The sequence below is a fragment of the Nocardioides halotolerans DSM 19273 genome, assembly GCF_000422805.1.
Classification (GTDB): Bacteria; Actinomycetota; Actinomycetes; order Propionibacteriales; family Nocardioidaceae; genus Nocardioides; species Nocardioides halotolerans.
This window is the reverse complement of the sequence record NZ_KE383922.1, coordinates 423,772-441,896: the sequence shown is the minus strand read 5'-3', so window position 1 is coordinate 441,896 and position 18,125 is coordinate 423,772. Positions and strand designations below refer to the sequence as shown.

Annotated in this window: 21 protein-coding genes and 1 tRNA gene; 9 read left to right on the top strand and 13 right to left on the bottom strand. The window is 73.9% G+C overall.

The features are described from left to right. Positions 1-27: 27 nt before the first annotated feature. From G514_RS0112735 to G514_RS0112725, 3 genes are read left to right on the top strand one after another with little or no spacing between them, the layout of a single operon-like run. Positions 28-1,065 carry a FecCD family ABC transporter permease gene (locus G514_RS0112735; RefSeq protein ID WP_245582191.1) on the top strand — a complete coding sequence of 346 codons (1,038 nt, stop codon included), beginning with the start codon at positions 28-30 and terminating at the stop codon, positions 1,063-1,065. Next, positions 1,065-2,138, top strand: a complete 1,074-nt coding sequence (locus G514_RS0112730) for a FecCD family ABC transporter permease (RefSeq protein ID WP_028652050.1) — start codon at positions 1,065-1,067, stop codon at positions 2,136-2,138. The genes G514_RS0112735 and G514_RS0112730 overlap by 1 nt, the downstream gene beginning before the upstream one ends. Then, positions 2,135-2,938 (top strand): ABC transporter ATP-binding protein, encoded by an 804-nt coding sequence (locus tag G514_RS0112725; protein ID WP_028652049.1) that lies wholly within the window; start codon positions 2,135-2,137, stop codon positions 2,936-2,938. Before G514_RS0112730 ends, G514_RS0112725 begins: the two co-directional genes overlap by 4 nt. Positions 2,939-2,961: 23 nt before the next feature. Here G514_RS0112725 and G514_RS0112720 read toward each other — a convergent pair whose 3' ends face one another. Further along, a complete protein-coding gene (locus tag G514_RS0112720) occupies positions 2,962-4,026 on the bottom strand; it encodes an ABC transporter substrate-binding protein (protein WP_028652048.1) in 1,065 nt (354 codons plus the stop codon). An 84-nt stretch (positions 4,027-4,110) separates the two neighbouring features. On the opposite strand from G514_RS0112720, the gene G514_RS0112715 reads away from it, so the two are divergent. Continuing rightward, positions 4,111-4,800, top strand: a complete 690-nt coding sequence (locus tag G514_RS0112715; RefSeq protein WP_051247415.1) for an acyltransferase — start codon at positions 4,111-4,113, stop codon at positions 4,798-4,800. A gap of 66 nt (positions 4,801-4,866) precedes the next feature. Further along, the gene (locus G514_RS0112710; protein WP_028652046.1) at positions 4,867-5,433 is read left to right on the top strand and encodes a DinB family protein; all 567 of its coding nucleotides are present in this window, start codon (positions 4,867-4,869) and stop codon (positions 5,431-5,433) included. A 10-nt stretch (positions 5,434-5,443) separates the two neighbouring features. On the opposite strand, the gene G514_RS0112705 is transcribed toward G514_RS0112710, so the two are convergent. Next, a complete protein-coding gene (locus G514_RS0112705; protein WP_036564644.1) occupies positions 5,444-6,784 on the bottom strand; it encodes a sensor histidine kinase in 1,341 nt (446 codons plus the stop codon). Next, positions 6,784-7,449: a response regulator transcription factor gene (locus G514_RS0112700; RefSeq protein ID WP_028652044.1), complete on the bottom strand. Its 666-nt coding sequence runs from the start codon at positions 7,447-7,449 to the stop codon at positions 6,784-6,786. Before G514_RS0112700 ends, G514_RS0112705 begins: the two co-directional genes overlap by 1 nt. A 115-nt stretch (positions 7,450-7,564) precedes the next feature. On the opposite strand from G514_RS0112700, the gene G514_RS26580 reads away from it, so the two are divergent. Then, entirely contained in the window at positions 7,565-8,470 is a 906-nt protein-coding gene (locus G514_RS26580; protein ID WP_169576421.1) for an oxygenase MpaB family protein, read from the top strand. Here the strand turns inward: G514_RS26580 and G514_RS0112690 are convergent. From G514_RS0112690 to G514_RS29255, 3 genes are read right to left on the bottom strand one after another with little or no spacing between them, the layout of a single operon-like run. Next, the gene (locus tag G514_RS0112690) at positions 8,455-8,871 is read right to left on the bottom strand and encodes a PaaI family thioesterase (protein ID WP_245582190.1); all 417 of its coding nucleotides are present in this window, start codon (positions 8,869-8,871) and stop codon (positions 8,455-8,457) included. The two genes, G514_RS26580 and G514_RS0112690, sit on opposite strands and share 16 nt — an antisense overlap. A 60-nt stretch (positions 8,872-8,931) precedes the next feature. Next, positions 8,932-10,401: an amidase gene (locus G514_RS0112685; protein WP_028652042.1), complete on the bottom strand. Its 1,470-nt coding sequence runs from the start codon at positions 10,399-10,401 to the stop codon at positions 8,932-8,934. A 55-nt stretch (positions 10,402-10,456) separates the two neighbouring features. Continuing rightward, entirely contained in the window at positions 10,457-10,921 is a 465-nt protein-coding gene (locus G514_RS29255; RefSeq protein WP_051247413.1) for a GreA/GreB family elongation factor, read from the bottom strand. A 217-nt stretch (positions 10,922-11,138) separates the two neighbouring features. On the opposite strand from G514_RS29255, the gene G514_RS31305 reads away from it, so the two are divergent. Then, on the top strand, positions 11,139-11,270 hold the full coding sequence (locus G514_RS31305) for a hypothetical protein (RefSeq protein ID WP_281167616.1): 132 nt from the start codon (positions 11,139-11,141) through the stop codon (positions 11,268-11,270). 18 nt (positions 11,271-11,288) lie between these two features. Continuing rightward, the gene (locus tag G514_RS26570) at positions 11,289-12,107 is read left to right on the top strand and encodes an MBL fold metallo-hydrolase (protein ID WP_051247412.1); all 819 of its coding nucleotides are present in this window, start codon (positions 11,289-11,291) and stop codon (positions 12,105-12,107) included. 20 nt (positions 12,108-12,127) lie between these two features. Here the strand turns inward: G514_RS26570 and G514_RS26565 are convergent, their stop codons facing one another. Next, entirely contained in the window at positions 12,128-12,364 is a 237-nt protein-coding gene (locus G514_RS26565) for a hypothetical protein (RefSeq protein WP_036564643.1), read from the bottom strand. Between the two features lie 164 nt (positions 12,365-12,528). Here G514_RS26565 and G514_RS0112660 point away from each other — a divergent pair. After that, a tRNA-Pro gene (locus G514_RS0112660) sits at positions 12,529-12,602 on the top strand. A gap of 23 nt (positions 12,603-12,625) precedes the next feature. On the opposite strand, the gene G514_RS0112655 is transcribed toward G514_RS0112660, so the two are convergent. Genes G514_RS0112655 through aroH form a run of 6 tightly spaced genes read right to left on the bottom strand, consistent with a single transcriptional unit; the run spans position 12,626 to position 17,915 of the window. Beyond that, positions 12,626-13,606, bottom strand: a complete 981-nt coding sequence (locus G514_RS0112655; protein ID WP_051247411.1) for a hypothetical protein — start codon at positions 13,604-13,606, stop codon at positions 12,626-12,628. A 48-nt stretch (positions 13,607-13,654) separates the two neighbouring features. Next, entirely contained in the window at positions 13,655-15,010 is a 1,356-nt protein-coding gene (der, locus tag G514_RS0112650; RefSeq protein WP_028652040.1) for a ribosome biogenesis GTPase Der, read from the bottom strand. Beyond that, positions 15,010-15,759 carry a lysophospholipid acyltransferase family protein gene (locus tag G514_RS0112645; protein WP_036564642.1) on the bottom strand — a complete coding sequence of 250 codons (750 nt, stop codon included), beginning with the start codon at positions 15,757-15,759 and terminating at the stop codon, positions 15,010-15,012. Before G514_RS0112645 ends, der begins: the two co-directional genes overlap by 1 nt. Continuing rightward, positions 15,756-16,454 (bottom strand): (d)CMP kinase, encoded by a 699-nt coding sequence (gene cmk / locus G514_RS0112640; protein WP_028652038.1) that lies wholly within the window; start codon positions 16,452-16,454, stop codon positions 15,756-15,758. Before cmk ends, G514_RS0112645 begins: the two co-directional genes overlap by 4 nt. A gap of 11 nt (positions 16,455-16,465) precedes the next feature. Next, a complete protein-coding gene (locus G514_RS0112635; protein ID WP_028652037.1) occupies positions 16,466-17,539 on the bottom strand; it encodes a prephenate dehydrogenase in 1,074 nt (357 codons plus the stop codon). Continuing rightward, complete coding sequence (aroH, locus tag G514_RS0112630; RefSeq protein ID WP_028652036.1) at positions 17,532-17,915, bottom strand: chorismate mutase; 384 nt, start codon at positions 17,913-17,915, stop codon at positions 17,532-17,534. Before aroH ends, G514_RS0112635 begins: the two co-directional genes overlap by 8 nt. Positions 17,916-18,125 lie beyond the last annotated feature (210 nt).

Here is an 18,125-nt window from a genome sequence, read left to right as displayed (position 1 = left end):
CGTCGAGGTTAGGCTAGCCTAACCTTCGTGGCACTCGACACCGCTGAGCGCGGCACTGCTCCGGCTCCGCCTGTCGTGCGTGGCTCGGCGCGGATGCTCGGGGTCCTGCTCCTGGCTCTGGCCGCCACCGCGCTGCTGAGCCTGGCGCTCGGCAGCCGCGCGCTCCCCCTCACCACCGTGGTCGACGTGATGCTCCACGACGACGGGTCCGAGGCGGCGACCATCGTGCACGCACTCCGGGTCCCCCGCACGGTGCTCGCCCTCGCGGTGGGAGTCGCCCTGGGTGTGGCGGGGGCGCTCATGCAGGGCCAGACCCGCAACCCGCTCGCCGACCCCGGGCTGCTCGGTGTCGAGGCCGGCGCCTCGTGCGCCGTGGTGCTCGCGATCTACGGCCTGCACGTCGACGACCTCGCCGGCTACGCGTGGTTCGCGCTGGCCGGCGCCGGCGTCGCCGCGGCTGCGGTGTTCGCGATCGGCAGCACCCGCGGCGGGCCGGACCCGGTGACGCTCGTGCTGGCGGGAGCCGCCGTGAGCGCCCTGCTCGGCGCGGTGACCCAGGCCCTCGTCGTGCGCGACGCCGAGACACTGGACGCGTTCCGGTTCTGGGTCGTCGGGTCGGCGTCGGGGCGCTCGCTGTCGGTGTTCTGGGAGGTGGCGCCGTTCCTCGCGTCGGGCCTGGTGCTGGCCGCGCTGAGCACCCCGGGGCTCAACCTGCTCCAGCTGGGCGACGACGTCGCGGCCTCGCTCGGGCTGAGCCCGTGGCGGCAGAAGGCGCTGGGTGTCGGGGCGGTGATGCTGCTGACCGGCGCCGCCACCGCGGCCTGCGGACCGATCGCCTTCGTGGGTCTGGTGGTGCCGCACCTGGCCCGGTGGCTGGGCGGCGTGGACTACCGCTGGCTGGTCCCGGCGTCCGGGCTGCTGGGCGGGCTGCTCGTGACGCTCGCCGACATCGCCGGGCGCCTCGTCGTGCGCCCGGCCGAGCTCCAGGTCGGCATCGTGATGGCGCTGGTCGGCGGCCCGGCGTTCGTCCTCCTGGTGCGCCGGACCCGGGCGGTGCGGATCTGATGGCGCTCCTCCACGCCTCTCCCCTGCGGGTGGGGGCGCTCTCGTGGCTGGTGCCCGTGCGCGCCGGGCTGGTCGCACTGGCCGGCCTCGTGCTGCTGCTGGTGCTGGTGGCGGTCGACCTCTCGGTGGGCGACTTCCCGATCCCGGTGCGCGAGGTCGTCGCCACGCTCCTGGGCGGCGGCGACGCCGGGCAGCGGTTCGTGGTCATGGAGTTGCGGCTGCCGCAGACCGCGGTGGCGGCCGGCGTCGGTGCCGCGCTCGGACTGGCCGGTGCGCTCACGCAGACGCTCGCACGCAACCCGCTCGCCAGCCCGGACATCCTCGGCATCACCGAGGGTGCGGCGCTCGGTGCCGTGGCCGTGGTCGTCGCCTCCGGCGCGAGCGGGTACGGCGGCGGGTTGGTCGCGGGCCGGCTGCAGGAGCTCGGCCTGCCGGTCGCGGCCTTCGGCGGCTCCGTCGTCACCGCGCTGGTGCTCTACGCGTTCTCGTGGCGGCGTGGCCTCGACATGCAGCGGCTGGTGCTGGTCGGCATCGGGCTCGGCGCGGCGCTGGCCGCGGCCACGTCGTACCTCCTCGTCAACGCCCGCATCCAGGACGCCGCCAGCGCCCAGGTCTGGCTCAGCGGCTCGCTGACCGGGCGCGGGTGGGAGCACGCCCGCCCCGTGCTGGTCGCGCTCGTGGTGCTGACCCCGGTGGCCCTGCTCCTGGTCCGCTCGCTCAACGCGATGCTGCTCGGCGACGACGCCGCCCGCGGGCTCGGCGTCCGGCTCCAGCTCACCCAGCTCGGCTGCCTCGTCGTGGCGGTCGGGCTCACGTCGGTCTCCGTGGCTGCGGTCGGGCCGCTGGAGTTCGTGGCGTTCGTGGTGCCGCAGGTCGCCCTGCGGCTCACCGGCGGCTCGCGGCCGCCGGTCCTGGCCTCGATGGTCGCCGGCGGCGTGCTGGTCGTCGGCGCCGACCTGGTGACCCGCGCGGTGCTGCCGTTCGCGCTGCCGGCGGGCATCGTCACCGCCGCCATCGGAGCGCCGTACCTGATCTGGCTGCTGGTCCGCACCAACCGAGGGAGAACGGCGTGAGCAGGTTGCGAGCCGAGGGCGTCACGGTGGGCTACGGCGGCGAGCCGGTGGTCCGCGGGCTCAGCCTCGACGTGCCGGAGGGCCTGGTGACGACGATCGTCGGACCCAACGGCTGCGGGAAGTCGACGCTGCTGCGGACGCTGGCGCGGCTGCTCCGGCCGTCGTCGGGACGCGTCGTGCTCGACGGCGAGCCGATCGCCGACGTGCCCACACGCGAGGTGTCGCGACGGCTCGCGCTGCTCCCCCAGAGCCCCAGCGCCCCCGACGGCCTGCTCGTGCGCGACCTCGTGGGCCGCGGCAGGCACCCGCACCAGCGGTGGTTCCGGCAGTGGTCGCCCGCCGACGAGGAGGCCGTCGAGCACGCGCTCCTGACGACCGACACGTGGGCGCTGCGGGACCGGCCCATCGACGAGCTCTCCGGCGGCCAGCGGCAGCGGGTCTGGGTGGCGATGACCCTCGCCCAGGACACCGACCTCGTGCTCCTCGACGAGCCGACGACGTTCCTCGACCTCGCGCACCAGGTCGACGTGCTCGACCTGGTTGGCCGGCTCAATCGCGAGCGCGGCCGGACCGTGGCGATGGTCCTGCACGACCTCAACCTCGCCGCGCGCTACAGCGATCTCGTGGTCGTGATGAAGGACGGTGCGATCGTCCTGCAGGGCGCACCTCGTGACGTGTTCACCGTCGACGTGCTCGACGAGGTGTTCGGGCTGCGGGCCGACGTCCTCTCCGACCCCCGCACCGGCCTGCCGGTCGTCGTACCGCTGGGGTCGGGGGCGCCGGCCCCCGCTCGTCGTTGACCCGGCCGTCGTCCGCGACGAGGTCAGGCGGCGGCCTCGGGCGGCACGGTCGACGGGTCGCCGTCGGCCGCCGCGGCGAGCTGGGGCACGTAGCGCTCGAGGACGTAGGGGATGCTGAGCGGCGTCACGAAGCTGTGGGCCACGTAGTAGCTGCCGTCCTCCTCCGCGATGTCGAACCAGCGACCCTCCCGCTCCGTGGAGGTCTGCTCGAAGACCTTCCTGGCCGCCGGGTCGGACTCGTAGTCCAGCCAGACCGCGACGCCGATCTTGTCGAGGTCGGAGACGCGCTCGGTGCTCAGCGACTCGCCGAACTCCTCCATCTCGCTGCCGAACAGCTCGGTCGGGAAGCTGAACCCCAGGTCGACCAGCATCCGCGAGCGCGGGTCCTCCGGCCCGTAGACCCACAACCCCTCGTAGCCGGTCACGACCGCGGCGGTCATGCCCGCGAACTCGGGGTGCGCGGCCGCCTGGTCGGCGATCTGCTGCTTGACGTCGTCGACCAGCGCCTGCATCCTCGCCGGCTGGCCGACCGCGGCGGCGACGTTCATCGCCATCTCGTCCCAGGGCGCGCCGTAGTCGGCGTACTCCCCCGGCTGTGCGACCGTCGGCGCGATCGCGGAGAGCAGCTCGTAGTCCTTCTTCGTCAGGCCGGAGTACTGCCCGATGATGAGGTCGGGACGGAGCGCGGCGACCTTCTCGACCTGCACGCCGTTGGTGTCGTCGAGCACCTCCGGCAGCGGCGCGTCGCCCAGCAGGTCGACGGCCCACGGGAAGATGTAGCCGGGCGCGTCGCCGAACCACTTCGTGACCGCGACCGGCACCAGGCCGAGGGCCAGCAGCGCGTCCTGCTCGGTCAGTCCCACGCACACCACCCGCGCCGGAGCCTTCTCGAGGGTGGTCGAGCCGTACTTGTGCTCCAGGGTCACCGGGAAGGCGCCTCGCTCGCTCGGGGCGGCGCCCGGGGCGCCGGAGGGCCGGGAGGTCCCTCCGGACGCGGCGTCGTCGCCACAGGCGGCGAGCGCCGGGGCGAGGGCCAGGGCGGACAGTCCGGTCAGCAGGCCACGGCGGCTCGGTCGTACGTCGGGCATGGGATCTCCTCGGTCGATGAGTTAGGTGAGGCTTACCTTAGTACCTGGTTCGGGTTCGTGCTCCCGGGCCGCTAGGGTCGCGGCGTGCGTCGCACCCACCGCCTGCTCAACCGGGCCGTCCACGCCGCCCTGCGCTGGGTCGACGGGGCGGGCGAGGTGGTGCCGGGCACGGCGCTGGCCGACCGGTTCGGCAGCTTCGGTCGGGGCAGCTGCATCGACTTCCCGCCGGCGACCCTGCTCAACGTCGGCTCGATCCACCTCGGCCGCGACGTGCTCGTCGGCCGGCAGGCGACGCTGGCCGCGGGCTACGGCGTCGGCGACCCCGGCCTCACCGACCGCGCCCTGGTCATCGGCGACGGGTGCGTGCTGGGTGCCCGGACCACCATCACGGCGCACCAGTACGTCGAGCTCGGCGACTCGGTCTTCACCGGCCAGTCGGTCTTCATCACCGACGCCAGCCACGGCTACCAGGACCCGCAGACGCCGATCGGCAAGCAGTTCGGGAGCCACCAGCCTGTCGTCATCGGCTCCGGCAGCTGGATCGGGCACGGCGCCGTGGTCCTCCCAGGCACCCGGATCGGACGCAACGTCGTGGTCGCCGCGGGCGCCGTGGTCCGTGGCGAGGTCGAGGACCACGCCGTCGTCGCCGGCACCCCGGCGCGGGTCGTGCGCCGGCTCGAGCCGGGCCTCGGCTGGGTCGGCACGAGCGGAGACGTCCGGCCGCTGTTCGGCCAGCTCGTCCTCGACGGTCTCGAGGGCACCGAGGCGGGCTGACTCCGGCGACGAAAGGCCTGGCCGTAGCGGTCAGGAGCTGACCGCATTCCGCCCTACGGTGCTGTCATGACGACGACCGCAGACACCCCGCACCCGAGCACCACCCACCCCGTCACCGGCGAGCGCGCCGACCTCCTCGACGCGCTGGCCAAGCACCGGGGCCTGTTCCGCACCGCCGTGCAGGGGATGACCGACGAGCAGGCCCGCACCCGCTCGACCATCAGCGAGCTCACCCTCGGCGGGCTCGTCAAGCACGTGGCCCAGGTCGAGCAGAACTGGGCGCGCTTCATCGTCGAGGGGCCCGCCGAGTCCGAGGTCGACTGGGCGGACGTCGACTGGAGCAACCCGCCGGCCGAGGTGGCGGCGTACGCCGACGGCTTCCGGATGCTGGAGGGCGAGACCCTCGCGGGCCTCCTCGATGCCTACGACGCCGTCGCCGCGGCGACCGACGACCTGGTCGCCACCGTGGATCTCGACGCCAGCCACCCGCTGCCGTCGGCGCCGTGGTTCACCCCCGGCGCGCGGTGGTCGGCCCGCCGGGTCGTCACCCACATCCTGGCCGAGACCGCGCAGCACGCCGGGCACGCCGACATCATCCGCGAGACGATCGACGGCCAGAAGAGCATGGGCTGATCCGGCGTCGTCACCTGCGGGGCATCGACACCACGAACCGCGCTCCCCCGGCACCCTCGGTGAGCGTGACCTCGCCGCCGAAGGAGCGCGCGACCCGGCGCGCGATGCCGAGCCCGAGCCCGGCGCCGCCCTGGCGGAAGGTGACGCCCGGCTGGAAGACCTCCTCGCGACGGTCGGCGGCCACACCGGGCCCGTCGTCCGCCACGGTCAGCTCGACCGCGTCGGGCAGGTCCTCGGCCGTCAGGGTGACGGTGCGGCGGGCGTGCTGCACGGCGTTGTCGACGAGCGGGAGCACCGCCCGGACGGCGAGGTCGCGCGGCGCCGCGATGCTCGCGACGGACGCGGAGGTGTGGTCCTCGACGGTGACCGCCTGGCCCGCGGCCGCCACGAGGGCGGGCACCAGGTCGGCGACCGTGCACGTGCGGCGGCGCGAGCTCGGCGACTCGTCGCGGGCCAGGTCGAGCAGCGTCGTGATCACCGCGGACATCTCGCGGGCGGACGCCGAGATCTGCTCCAGGTCCTGACGGGTGGCGGGGTCACCGACACCGCGGAGCAGCGCCAGGTCGGCCGACCCCTGGATCGAGGTGAGGGGCGTGCGCAGCTCGTGGGCGAGCTCTGCGGTCAGGCGCTGCTCGGACAGGATCGCCGAGGCCACCCTGTCGAGCAGGTGGTCGAGCGTCTCGCCGAGGGCCGCGAGCTCGTGGGTGGGCGGTCCGAGCGCGAACCTCGCGGTGAGGTCGTGCTCGCTCCACTCGGTGGCGCGCTGGGCCATCTGGGCCACCGGCTCGAGGGCCTTGCGGGTCACCCTGAGCGCGACCAGAGCGGTTGCCGCGATCACCAGCGCGGCCAGGATCCCGGTGGCGTAGAGGGCGTACCGCTCGGACCGCTCGTACGGCGTCGTGTCCTGGCTGACCACGAGCACGCCCCGCTCGCCCGCGGGCGTCTCGAACGGCACGGCCAGCAGCCGGGTCGACCCCGCGTCACCGCTCTGCTCCCGGCCTGACGCCGTGGTCTCGCGCGCCAGGTCGGCGGCCGGGCCGCGGGCGCCGTCGCCGACCGACCCCGCCCGCACCGCACCGTCGGTGTCGAAGACGACGACGCCCGGCTCGAGCGCGTCGGGCACCTCGAGCCCGGCGCTCGAGGGGTCCCCGATCACCGCGACCGCGGTGTCCGCCCGTTGGTGGAGCACCTCGTCGACGTCGTTGTCGGCCGCCCTGCTGAGCAGCAGCTGGATGAACAGCCCGACCACGATCATCGCGGCCGTCATCAGGCCGACCGTCGAGGCCACGATCGTGCCGCGGAAGGACCGCGGACCGAACCGTCGAGCAGCGGGGCGCGCGACGGTCTCCATCACCTCAGTGTGTAACCAACCCCTCGCACGGTCCGCAGCTGGAGCGGTGAGCCGACGTCGCGGAGCTTGACGCGGATGCGCCGGATGTAGGAGTCGACGGTGTTCTCGCTGACCATCCCGCCGTTGGGCCAGGCCGCGGCCACGACCACCCGGCGGCGTACGACCTCGCCGGGACGCGACGTGATCGCGGCCAGCATCCGGAACTCCGTGGGGGTCAGCATCGACTCGCGCTCCTCGCACACGACCGCGTGCCGCGCGGGGTCGAGCAGCAGGTCGGTCGGCGCCTGGCCGGTCACGATGCGGCCGCGCTTGGCCAGCGCCTCCACCCGGGCGATGAGCTCCTTCACGTCGAACGGCTTGGGCAGGTAGTCGTCGGCGCCCGCGCTGAACCCGGCCAGCCGGTCGTGCACGGCGCCCAGCGCGGTGAGGAAGAGCACCGGCGCCGGCTGACCCGCCGACCGGAGGGCCTGGCAGACGTCGCGCCCGTCGGCGTCGGGGAGACCGATGTCGAGGATGATCACGCTGAGGTCGTCGTCCTCGGCGAACAGCTCCAGCGCCTCGGCGCCGTTGTGGGCGAGCACCACGTCGTGCTCGGCGAGCCGCATCGCGTCGTTGACCACCCGCCGGATCGCCGGGTCGTCCTCGCAGAGCCCCACCTTCGCCATCACACGCTCCTCGCCGGTTGCCGCTCGGTCCCTGGTCGGGCCGAGGGTGCGTCACCCAACCTGCAAGGAACCTGACCGCCCCCGACCAGTGTCCACCCACGGCATGATGGGGGTCGTGACTGCCGGGGACAGCACCACGCGCACGCCCGCCCGCGAGGTCGCGCCGCTCGGGCCCGACTCCCTGACCTGGCGCTACTTCGGCCTCTGGCTGGGCTTCGCCTACGGCAGCGTGCCGCAGCTCCTCCAGGTGATGCACCCGGTGCTCGGCCACGCTGTCGACGAGCACTCGAACGTCAAGGAGGACCCCTTCGACCGGCTGATCCGCTCGATGGGACCGATCTACGGCGTGATCTACGACGGCCCGCGCGCCGAGGAGACGGCGGTCGCCGTGCGCTCCTACCACGAGCAGATCAAGGGCACGATGCCGAGCGGCGAGCGCTACAGCGCGCTCAACCCCGAGGTCTTCCACTGGGCGCACGCGACGTTCGTCGAGGGCCTCGTCTACGGCTTCTCCGACATTCTCGGGCCGTTCAGCCGCGCCGAGCAGGAGCAGCTGTACGCCGAGTCGCGGCGCTGGTACGGCCTCTACAGGATGACGATGACCAACGTCCCCGAGACACTCGACGACTTCGACGCCTACTGGGACCACTACGTCGAGCACGTGCTGGAGGCGACGCCGTTCTCGCGCTGGCTGCTCGAGGCCTTCCGCAAGCCCCCGCCGCCCCCGGGCCTCACCTGGGTGCCGAAGCCCCTGTGGCGGCCGCTGTCGCGGGTCGGCGGCCAGGCCGCGGTCGTGCTCGCCACCGAGCGGCTCCCCGAGCGGGTCCGCCGCGAGCTCGGGCTGCCGTGGTCGCGCGCGCACCGCGTCGAGGCGGCGGTGCTGCGGCGTACCCTCCGGGCGCTCAACGACCTGCTCCCGCGCCACCGCCGCTACCACCCACGGCCGCTCGCGGGGTGGCAGCGCGCGGCCGGTGAACGCGGGGTGCCGGTGGCCGACCTGCTGCGTCAGTCCTGCGGGTAGAGGTTCTGCAGACGCACCTGCCCGCGTGCGACGACCTTGCCGTCGGCGTCGACGGTCTCGACGACCCAGACCTGCTGCAGCCGGCCGCGGTGCAGCGGGGTGGCGGTCGAGGTCATCGTCCCCTCGCGCACCGCGCGGTAGAAGTCGGTGTTGTTGTTGACGCCCACCACCTGGCCGCGGTCGCCGAGCCAGGTCGCCCCACCGATGCTGGCCAGCGTCTCGACCACCGAGCAGTGCACGCCACCGTGGACGATGCCGTAGGGCTGGTGGTGCTTGGCGGCCGCCTCCCAGGTCGCGACGACCCGGTCGCCGCTCACCTCGCTGATGTCGATCCCGAGGTGGCGGACGAACTCGCCGGTGAAGTCGCCGGACTCGTCGCCGGGCAGCTCTGTCGAAGTCACCCGCCCATCCTCGCAACCCCGCCGGTGCCCGTGCCGGGCACCCTCCGGCCCGGCGCCCACCTACAGCGGCGGCCGCCGGTCCCACCAGGGCTGCGCCTGCTCGAGCTGGGCGGCAAGGCGCAACAGCAGGCCGTCCGACCCGAGCCGGCCGACGAGCTGCGCTCCGATCGGCAGACCGTCCGCGGTCCAGTGCAGCGGCACGCTCATCGCGGGACGGCCGGTGAGGTTGGCGAGCTGGGTGTACGGCACCCAGCCGAGGTTCTCGCTGATCAGCTGGTCGACCACCGGCGTGAAGCGCAGCAGCCCGGCCCCGCGCACCCTGACCAGCGCCTTCTGCGCCTTCTGCATGGCGGGCGGCAGGTCGAGGGCGCCGATCCTCGGCGGCGGCAGGGCGGTGCTCGGCGTCAGCAGGAGGTCGTAGGTCTCGTGGAACGCCGCGAGGCGGCGCACGTGGGCCTGCCGGTTCTCGATCGCGCGCACCAGGTCGACGGGGTTGGTGGCCCGCCCGAGCGCGGCCATCACGAGCGTGTCGGGCTCGAACCCGCTGTCGTCGGAACCGCTGAACGCCTTGGCCTGCGCGACCGCGTCGGCGGCGTAGACGAACCACGTGGTGAGGAAGTCCTTGGCGAGCGCCTCGTCGTCGAAGGGCGCGGCGTCGAGCTGGTCGACGTCGTGGCCGAGCGACTCGAGCAGGCGGCCGGCCGCCGTCGCCGCCGCGACCGCCTCGGCGTGCGGCGTGGGGTTGATCGAGCTGGCCGTGCAGAGGCCGATGCGCAGCCGGCCGGGCTCCTGCCCCACCTCGTCGGCGTACGACGTCGCGGGCACGGCCGGCAGGTAGGGGCCGTCCGGCGTGCCGCCCACGAGCACGTCGAGCATCGCGGCGCTGTCGCGCACCGACCGCGACACCACGCCGCTGGTGGCGGTGCCGCCGAGGCCCTCCTGGACCAGCGGGCCCGCAGGGACCAGGCCTCGCGAGGGCTTGAGCCCGAACAGCCCGCACGCCGAGGCAGGGATCCGGATCGAGCCGCCGCCGTCGCTGGCGGCGGCACAGGGCACGATGCCCGCCGCCACGGCGGCCGCCGCGCCGCCGGAGGACCCGCCCGGGGTGTGGTCGGTGTTCCACGGGTTGCGGGCCGGGCCGAACAGGTGCGGCTCCGTCACGCCCTTGGCGCCGAACTCCGGGGTGTTCGTCTTCCCGAACACCACCAGCCCGGCATCGAGCCACCGCTGCACGACGGTGGCGTTCTCGGCGACCGGCGTGGTCGCCAGCGACCGGGAGCCGCCGCTGGTCGGGTAGCCCTCGAGGTCGTGGCCGAGGTCCTTGAGGAGGAACGGAACGCCAGCGAACGGCGCACCGCTGCCGGAGCCGCCAGACCGCGGCGGGTCCACGTCGACGACCACGGCGTTGATCCGGTCGTTGACCTCGGCCGTGCGCGCCCGGGCCGCCTCGAGCAGCTCGTCGGGCGTGACCTGCTTGTCGCGCACCAGCGCGGCCAGCCCGACCGCGTCGTGGTCGTGGTAGTCGTCCATCTACGTCTCCCCCTCCTCGGTGGCGGCGACGCTACCGGCAGGGGTCAGGCGCAGCTCATGCGGACGGCGCGAGCTCCCTGCCCGTCGCGAGGATCCGCACCTCGACCCGGACGCCCGGCCGGGGCTCGTAGGCCACCGTCGACCCGACGGCGGAGCCAACGATCGCGCGCCCGACCGGGCTACCGGGCGTGATGGTCGGCACGCCGGCCGCGGACTGCTCCACCGAGCCCACGACGTACTCCTCCGGACCGTCGCCCAGGTCGACGCGCACGACGTCGCCCACGGCGACGACGCCCTCGGCGGCGGAGTCGCGCGGGCGCTGGAGCTCCTCGATCTCGAGCTCGAGCAGCGCGATCCGCTCGTCGAGGAGCTGGAGGCGGATCGACGCCTCGACGTTGGTGGCGCGGTCGGCGACGTCGCCGGTCACGTCGCGGAGGCTGTCGGTCATGGCGGCGGCGCGCTCGGCGCGCAGCAGCTCGAGTCGGTGGGTCAGGAGGTCGAGAGAGCTGGGGACGGTCACGAGGCGCGCAACGAACGCGGGGCTCGCGTTGTTCCCGGCTCGCACCGCCTGGGGACGAGACCCCCGACACCGAGATCTCCGGGCGACGTGAAAGATTCCTCGCGCTGCCGGACATGGGCAGGCAGAGGGTGGGGCACTGGAGTGCACGGGCCGATCCGCGACCGGCTCCCCTTGACCCACCGATCACCCCGATGATCCCGACCCGGCGGAGGGCTCGATGACCTCACTCGCGACGACCGTCCCGATCGAGCTCGACCACCGATGGGAGCTGCGTCTCGAGGAGTTCGAGGACGGTCACTCGTTCCGGCGCTTCGAGTGCGTCGACTGCGGGGCAGTCCGCTTCGAGTGACCGTCGAGTGACCGTCGAGTGACCGAGCGCCTGGGCCTCGGCGGCGCGACAATCACCGCGCTCCTCGACGCTGAGGGACCGTTCTTCCTGCCCCTCTCCGAGGCCTTCCCCGACGCCGACGCCGACCTCCTCGAAGGCGCCGACCGGCTCGATCCCGACCCGCGGCCCGCGCCGGGCCGGTGGTGGCTCGCCTTCCGCGTCCACGTCGTCGAGGTGGCCGGCCGGGTCGTGCTCGTCGACACCGGCGCAGCCAGCGACACCCCTCTGCACAGCGCCTGGGCGCCGTCCGGACCGCACCTGGCCGATCGGCTCGCCGACGAGCTCGACGTGGGCGCTGAGCAGGTCACCGACGTGGTGCTGACGCACCTGCACGGCGACCACGCGGCCGGCAGCATCGATCACGAGGGGCGACCGGCCTTCCCCGCGGCCACCTACCACCTGCAGACGCGCGAGATCGAGGCCGTCCGGGCGGCCGGCGAGGCGGGCGAGCACTGGCGCCAGCTCCTCGACCCGTTGGCGGCGGCCGACCAGCTGCACGCCTGCGAGGGTGCCGTCGCCCTTGCGGCCGGACCCGGCCCGGCGGTCGAGCTGCGACCCACTCCTGGGCACACCCCCGGACACCAGAGCGTGCTCGTCTCCGGCGCCCAGGGCCGCGTGCTCGTCGCGGGCGACGTGTTCACCCACGCGCTGCAGGTCCTCGAACCCGCCTCCCGCTACGTCTTCGACCAGGACCACGACGAGGCGGTGCGCACGCGGCAGGAGGTGCTCGAGTCGGTCCGGACTCTCGGCGCGGCGCTCGGCACCGCGCACCTGCACACGTCGTTCGTCCGCGTGTGACCCGTCCTGGGTCGGACGGGCTACTCGTCGCGGGCCGCGCCGGTGCGGCCCTCCACCTGTCCCCCGGCCCGGGCCTCGCCGCCGCTGAGCCCGACGTCACCGGTCTCGTCACCGCCCGCGCGCCCGACGAACGTGTCGTTCTCGGTCGTCCCGGTGCTGCTGTTCTTGTCCATCGTCCCGATGTCCGGCCCGCCGCCGGTCTCGCGGGTGCCGTGCGCGGGATCCGTCGGCGCGTCCGCCTCCCCTCGGCGGCGCATCGAGCGGTCGCGCGAGGCGAGGTCTGCGAGTCTCCGGAGTCATCCCATGCCACCCCGGTATCCGCACCGGCCACAGAGATTCGGTCACGCCGCATCCACCGGCCCGGATTCAAGCCTCCGGCACGACGTCCGGTAACCTGCTCGCTGGTCTCCCCGGAGGCCAACGGGCTGTGGCTCAGCTTGGTAGAGCACCTGACTGGGGGTCAGGGGGTCGCAGGTTCAAATCCTGTCAGCCCGACCGGACGGCTCCGGTGACGGACGTCAGCGCACCTGGGCCGAGTTCGGCGACAGCATCAGCGACGAGGTGTCGACGGCGACGAAGGCCGAGGCCGGGATCGTCTTGAGGTCCTCGATCAGCTGGCCGGGCCACGCGGCGTTCTGCTCGCCCTGGAAGTACCACGCCGAGCCGTTGTCGGCCAGCACGAGGCCGTACTTCTTCATCGCCGCCACGACGTTCTGGGCGTACGCCGAGAGGCCCGACGCGTCGTAGGACGGCGACAGCCGGAACCGCGCGCCCATCGGCGGGTAGTCGAGCGAGGGGTTGTCGCTGGCGTCGTGGCGCGCGGGCCAGAGGTGGGCGGCCGAGCTGTCGGGCGTCGTGAACCTGATCGCGTGGTCGATCCGGTTCTTCTTGACCTCGTTCCAGCGCAGCAGGCCGGGGAGGATCGGCAGCCCTGCGGCGTCGGCGGAGGTCCAGCCCTCCGGCCGGAGCTTGTTCTTCCGCAGCGACCACACCGCCCCGGAGCCGGCGTGCCAGCGCCCGTTGCGGCTCGACAGCGCGTAGAGCTCGTAGAGCCGGCAGCGGTCCTTGTCGACGATGATCGCGTGCCGGTCGCCGTCGGAGCCGCGCCCGCCCTCGATCTTGGTGTCCCTGCCGACCGGGTAGCGCGCGTGGTCGCTCTCCGAGGAGTAGTCGAAGGACACCTTCGACCTCGCGTGCTTCTTGCTCACGACCGTGATCGGGATGCCGTAGTTGGGCCCGTCGCCGTACGACGGCCCGAAGTCGGGGTGCAGGTCGACGCCGGGGTCCATGTGCGAGAGCCACGCCGCCGAGCGGGCGTGCACGGGCAGCCGGGAGACGTCGGCGTGCCAGTAGTTGTCGGCCGGGAACTCCGAGCAGCGGGTGCCCGCGATCGGCTTCGCCAGGTCGGGGCGTACGCCGGACGCCGGCGCGGCACCGGCACACGCCAGCACCAGTCCGGTCGCGAGCGCGAGGCGGATGGCGGCGGGTCCTGGGGGCATGGGGGCCTCCTGCTGCGATCGACGGCGGGGGACGGCGATCCGCCGACCCTACCGCCGGCGCTTCTCCCGCACCCGCTGCGTGAGCACGATCGGGGTGCCGACGAAGCCGAACTCCTCGCGCAGCCGGCGCTCGATGTAGCGCTCGTACGACGGGTCGAGCTTGCCGCTGGTGAACAGCACGAACGTCGGCGGCGCGGTCGACGGCTGGGTGCCGAACATGATCTTGGGCTGCTTGCCGCCCCGCACCGGGTGCGGGTGCTCCGCGACCAGGCGGCCGAGGAACGCGTTGAGGGCGCCGGTGCCGATCCGCGTCTCCCAGCCCTCGAGCGCCTTGTCGAGCGCGGGCACCAGGCGGTCGACGTGCCAGCCGGTGCGGGCGGTGACGTTGATGCGCGGCGCCCACTGCACCTGCACCAGCTCGCGCTCGATCTCGCGGTCGAGGTAGTAGCGGCGCTCCTCGTCGACCAGGTCCCACTTGTTGAAGGCGATCACGAGCGCCCGCCCCGCCTCGCGCACCGTCTGCACGATGCGCTGGTCCTGCTCGGAGATCGACTGCGACGCGTCGAGCACGAGCACGGCGACCTCCGCGCGGTCGATGGCCGTGGTGGTGCGCAGCGAGGCGTAGTACTCGTGCCCCGACGCCTCCTTCACGCGCTTGCGGATGCCGGCGGTGTCGATGAACCGCCACGTGCGGTCGCCCAGCTCGACGAGCTCGTCGACCGGGTCTACGGTCGTGCCGGCGACGTTGTCGACGACCACCCGCTGCTGGCCGGCGAGCATGTTGAGCAGCGACGACTTGCCGACGTTCGGCTTGCCGACGATCGCGATGCGCCGCGGCCCGTCGACCTCGGCCTCCCGCTCCGGCGGCGGCTCCGGAAGCGCGGCGAGCACGGCGTCGAGCAGGTCACCCGAGCCGCGGCCGTGCAGCGCGGAGACGGGGAACGGCTCGCCGAGCCCGAGGTTCCAGAGCCCGTAGGCCTCGGCCTCGGCCCGCATGTCGTCGACCTTGTTGGCAGCGAGGATGACCGGCTTGCCCGACTTGCGCAGGATCCGGACGACGGCCTCGTCGTCGTCGGTGATGCCGACGGTCGCGTCGACCACGAACAGCACCGCGTCGGCCAGGGTGACCGCGACCTCGGCCTGGGCCGCGATCGAGGCGGCGAGCCCGCGGGCGTCGGGGTCCCAGCCGCCGGTGTCGACGACGGTGAACATCCGCCCGGCCCAGTCGGCGTCGTAGGAGACCCGGTCGCGGGTCACGCCCGGCACGTCCTCGACCACGGCCTCGCGCCGGCCGATGATGCGGTTGACCAGCGTCGACTTGCCGACGTTGGGCCGGCCCACCACGGCGAGCACCGGGACGGGGCCGGCGACCTCCTCGGGTGCGCCTTCGGTCGTCTCGGTCATCAGCTGGCCTCCACGTCGGTGATGCCGGTGGCCGGGTCCGGGTCCGTCTCCTGGCCGGGCAGCGGCCCGGGGAGGGTGCGTCCGGTCAGCCGCTTGGCCTCGGCGAGGTGGGTGAGCAGGTGCTCGCGCAGCTCGACCGAGCGCGCGGCCACCTCGCGCTTGCGGCGCGGCCAGGGTGCCCGCGGGATCGTCATCGGGTCGCCGAACACCATGTCGACGACGACGCCCCTGCCGGGCAGCGCGTGGCTGCCGGCGCCGGGCTCGCGGGTGCCGAACTGCACGACGGGCACGACCGGCGCGCCCGTGACCATCGCGAGGTACGCCGCACCGGTGTGGAAGCGGTCGAACTCCCCCGCGCCGCGCGACCCCTCGGGGAAGATGCCGACCACACCGCCGCCCCGCAGCACCCGGAGGCACTTCTTGACCGCGCGCGGGTCGGCGTTGAACCGGTCGAGCGGGATCTGCCCCGCACCGAGCAGGAAGCCGTTCATGAAGCCCTTGAACATCTCCTGCTTGGTCAGCGCGTGCACCGGCCTGGGGGCGAAGATCGCGAGCAGCGGCCCGTCGGCGACCCCGACGTGGTTGCTGGCGAGGATGACCCCGCCCGTGCGCGGCAGCTTCTCGCCGTTCACGATGCGCACCTTGACCCGGCGCCGGATCACGGTGCGGGCCAGCGGCCGCAGCGGGTGCAGCAGGTAGCGAGCCGGGCGTCCGCCGCTCGGCGGCAGCTCGCGCGGCGTCGGCGTCACGACCCGCTGCCGATCGATTCCAGCTGCTCGACCAGCGCCACCACCTGGGCGATGACCTCGTCGAGGGAGTACGCCGTGGTGTCGATGTGCACCGCGCCCTCGGCCATCACGAGCGGCGAGACGGCGCGGCCCGAGTCGATCCGGTCACGTGCCAGCAGGGAGGCCTCGGTCGCCCCGACGTCGGAGCCGCCCTCCTCGGCGGCGCGGCGGTTGGCCCGCGCACCCGCGTCCGCGGACAGGTAGACCTTCACCGGCGCCTCGGGACACACCACCGAGCCGATGTCGCGGCCCTCGACCACGATGCCCGGGCCCTGCCGGGCCTCGTCGATCGCCGCCCGCTGGAGGGCGACCATCCGGGCGCGCACGTCGGGGACCGCGCTGACCGGCGAGACCGCGGCGTTCACGTCGGGCTCGCGGATCGCGGCGGCGACGTCCTCGCCGTCCACGGTGATGGTGGGGGCGAGCGGGTCGGTGCCGCTCACGATGCGCGGCTCGCCGCACCGGGCCGCGACGGCCTCGGGGTCGTGCACGTCGACGCCGTGCCGCAGCATCCACCAGGTCAACGCGCGGTACATCGCCCCGGTGTCGAGGTAGCGCAGCCCGAGTCGGTCGGCGACCCCGCGCGACGTGCTCGACTTGCCGGAGCCGGAGGTGCCGTCGACCGCGATGACGATCCCTCGGTCGGCGCTGCTCACGACCGACAAGACTACCGGTGCGTGACCCATCCCCTCGATTCGAGAGAGGCGAGGAGGTGCTCGGCGCGCCCCTCCTCGACGAGCAGCTCGACCAGCCCCACCGGTCGTCCCGGGTCGTGGTCGATGTGGACGTCCTCGATGTTGACCTCGCTCGCCCCCGCGTCGGCGAACAGCCGCGCCAGCTCCCCCGGGTGGTCGGGCACCGAGACGAACACCGAGCGCATCGGCCGCGTCGGACCACCGTGCTTGCCCGGGATGGCCGCGGTGCCGGCGACGCCCTCCCGCAGCACCCCCTCCAGCGCGTCGCGGTCGGCCGCGCCCACGGCGGAGATCATCGCGTCGAGCCGCTCGCGGACCTCGGTGAGCAGGGCGAGGACCGCCTCGGAGTTGGCCGAGACGATCTGGCCGTAGAGCGCCGGGTCGCCGGCCGCGACCCTGGTCACGTCGCGCACCCCCTGACCGGAGAGCGCGAGATGGTCGGCCGGGGCGTCGGCGAGGCGCCCCGCCACCAGTGCGGCCAGCAGGTGCGGGAGGTGCGACGTGCGGGCCACCGCGCGGTCGTGCTCGAGCGGGGTGAGGCGGACCGGTACGCCGCCGCAGACGCGGGCCAGCGCCTCGACCAGCGCCACCGCTCGCGGGTCGGACGTGTCGTGCGGGGTCACCGCCCAGGGCCGGCCGTCGAACAGGGCGGCGCTCGCGGCCAGCGGCCCCGAGCGTTCGCTGCCCGCCATGGGATGGCCGCCGACGTAGCGGCCCACCCCGGGAGCGCCCGCGACGGCGGCCAGCGGCCCCGACTTCACGCTGCCGACATCGGTGACGACCGCGTCGGAGGTGCGCAGCGCGCTGGCGATCACCGCACCGAGGTGGTCGGGGGGCACCGCCACGACCACGAGCTGGGGGCGGTCGTCGGGGGTCACCGGACGTCCGGCGCCCAGGCCGGAGGCGGTGCGGAGGTGGTCGGCCGACGCGTCGGACAGCAGCACCTCGATCCCGGCCCGGCCCAAGGCCAGCCCGATCGAGGTGCCGACCAGCCCGGCGCCGATGATCTCGACCGGCCCGGTCAGCGGCCCGTCGGCCTCACTCATCGGGGACCGCCCGGACCCTGGTCAGGTCGCTGCGCAGCGCCGCCGCGCCGTGCAGGTAGACGTGGGTCACGTCGGCCCGCGGCAGGTCGGTCTCGACGTGCGCGAGCATCCGCACGACGCGCGGCATCGACCGCTCGATCTCGAGCTCGCGGGCGCAGAGCAGCGGCACCTCGCCGAAGCCGAGCTGCCGGGCGGCGTACGCCGGGAACTCCGAGACCAGGTCGGAGGTCGCGGTGAAGATCACCGAGATGAAGTCGTCGACCTCGAGCCCGTTGGCCTCCATCGCGTCGATCACCATCTCCGCGACCCGCTCGAGCATGTGCTCGCGGTCGTCCGCATCGAGCTGGGTCGCACCCCGCACCGCCCTCACCGCCACGGGCGACAACGTTAGTGGGACCGACTCCGGCCCGGCCCGGCGTCCTGAGCATTGGTCGGGTCCGACCGCCGAGACGCGCCAGTCGGGATGAAGGCGCAATGGGAGCGTGGGAGCGCAGCGACCCGGTCTTTCCGAGCGAAGCGAGGCGCCCCGCGATCGGCCTCCGAGCCGCGGCGACCGCGCCGAAGCGAGTGCAGCGAGCGAGGCGCC

Excerpts from the sequence above, each read along its gene's own strand:
- der (WP_028652040.1), bottom strand. The coding sequence starts at position 15,010 with ATGACCGAGACGACCGAAGGCGCACCCGAGGAGGTCGCCGGCCCCGTC.
- G514_RS0112700 (WP_028652044.1), bottom strand. The coding sequence starts at position 7,449 with ATGGCGAAGGTGGGGCTCTGCGAGGACGACCCGGCGATCCGGCGGGTG.
- G514_RS0112635 (WP_028652037.1), bottom strand. The coding sequence starts at position 17,539 with ATGAGTGAGGCCGACGGGCCGCTGACCGGGCCGGTCGAGATCATCGGC.
- G514_RS26565 (WP_036564643.1), bottom strand. The coding sequence starts at position 12,364 with ATGCGCCGCCGAGGGGAGGCGGACGCGCCGACGGATCCCGCGCACGGC.
- G514_RS0112730 (WP_028652050.1), top strand. The coding sequence starts at position 1,065 with ATGGCGCTCCTCCACGCCTCTCCCCTGCGGGTGGGGGCGCTCTCGTGG.
- G514_RS0112685 (WP_028652042.1), bottom strand. The coding sequence starts at position 10,401 with ATGGACGACTACCACGACCACGACGCGGTCGGGCTGGCCGCGCTGGTG.
- G514_RS0112705 (WP_036564644.1), bottom strand. The coding sequence starts at position 6,784 with ATGGAGACCGTCGCGCGCCCCGCTGCTCGACGGTTCGGTCCGCGGTCC.
- G514_RS0112720 (WP_028652048.1), bottom strand. The coding sequence starts at position 4,026 with ATGCCCGACGTACGACCGAGCCGCCGTGGCCTGCTGACCGGACTGTCC.
- G514_RS0112710 (WP_028652046.1), top strand. The coding sequence starts at position 4,867 with ATGACGACGACCGCAGACACCCCGCACCCGAGCACCACCCACCCCGTC.
- G514_RS31305 (WP_281167616.1), top strand. The coding sequence starts at position 11,139 with ATGACCTCACTCGCGACGACCGTCCCGATCGAGCTCGACCACCGATGG.
- G514_RS0112655 (WP_051247411.1), bottom strand. The coding sequence starts at position 13,606 with ATGCCCCCAGGACCCGCCGCCATCCGCCTCGCGCTCGCGACCGGACTG.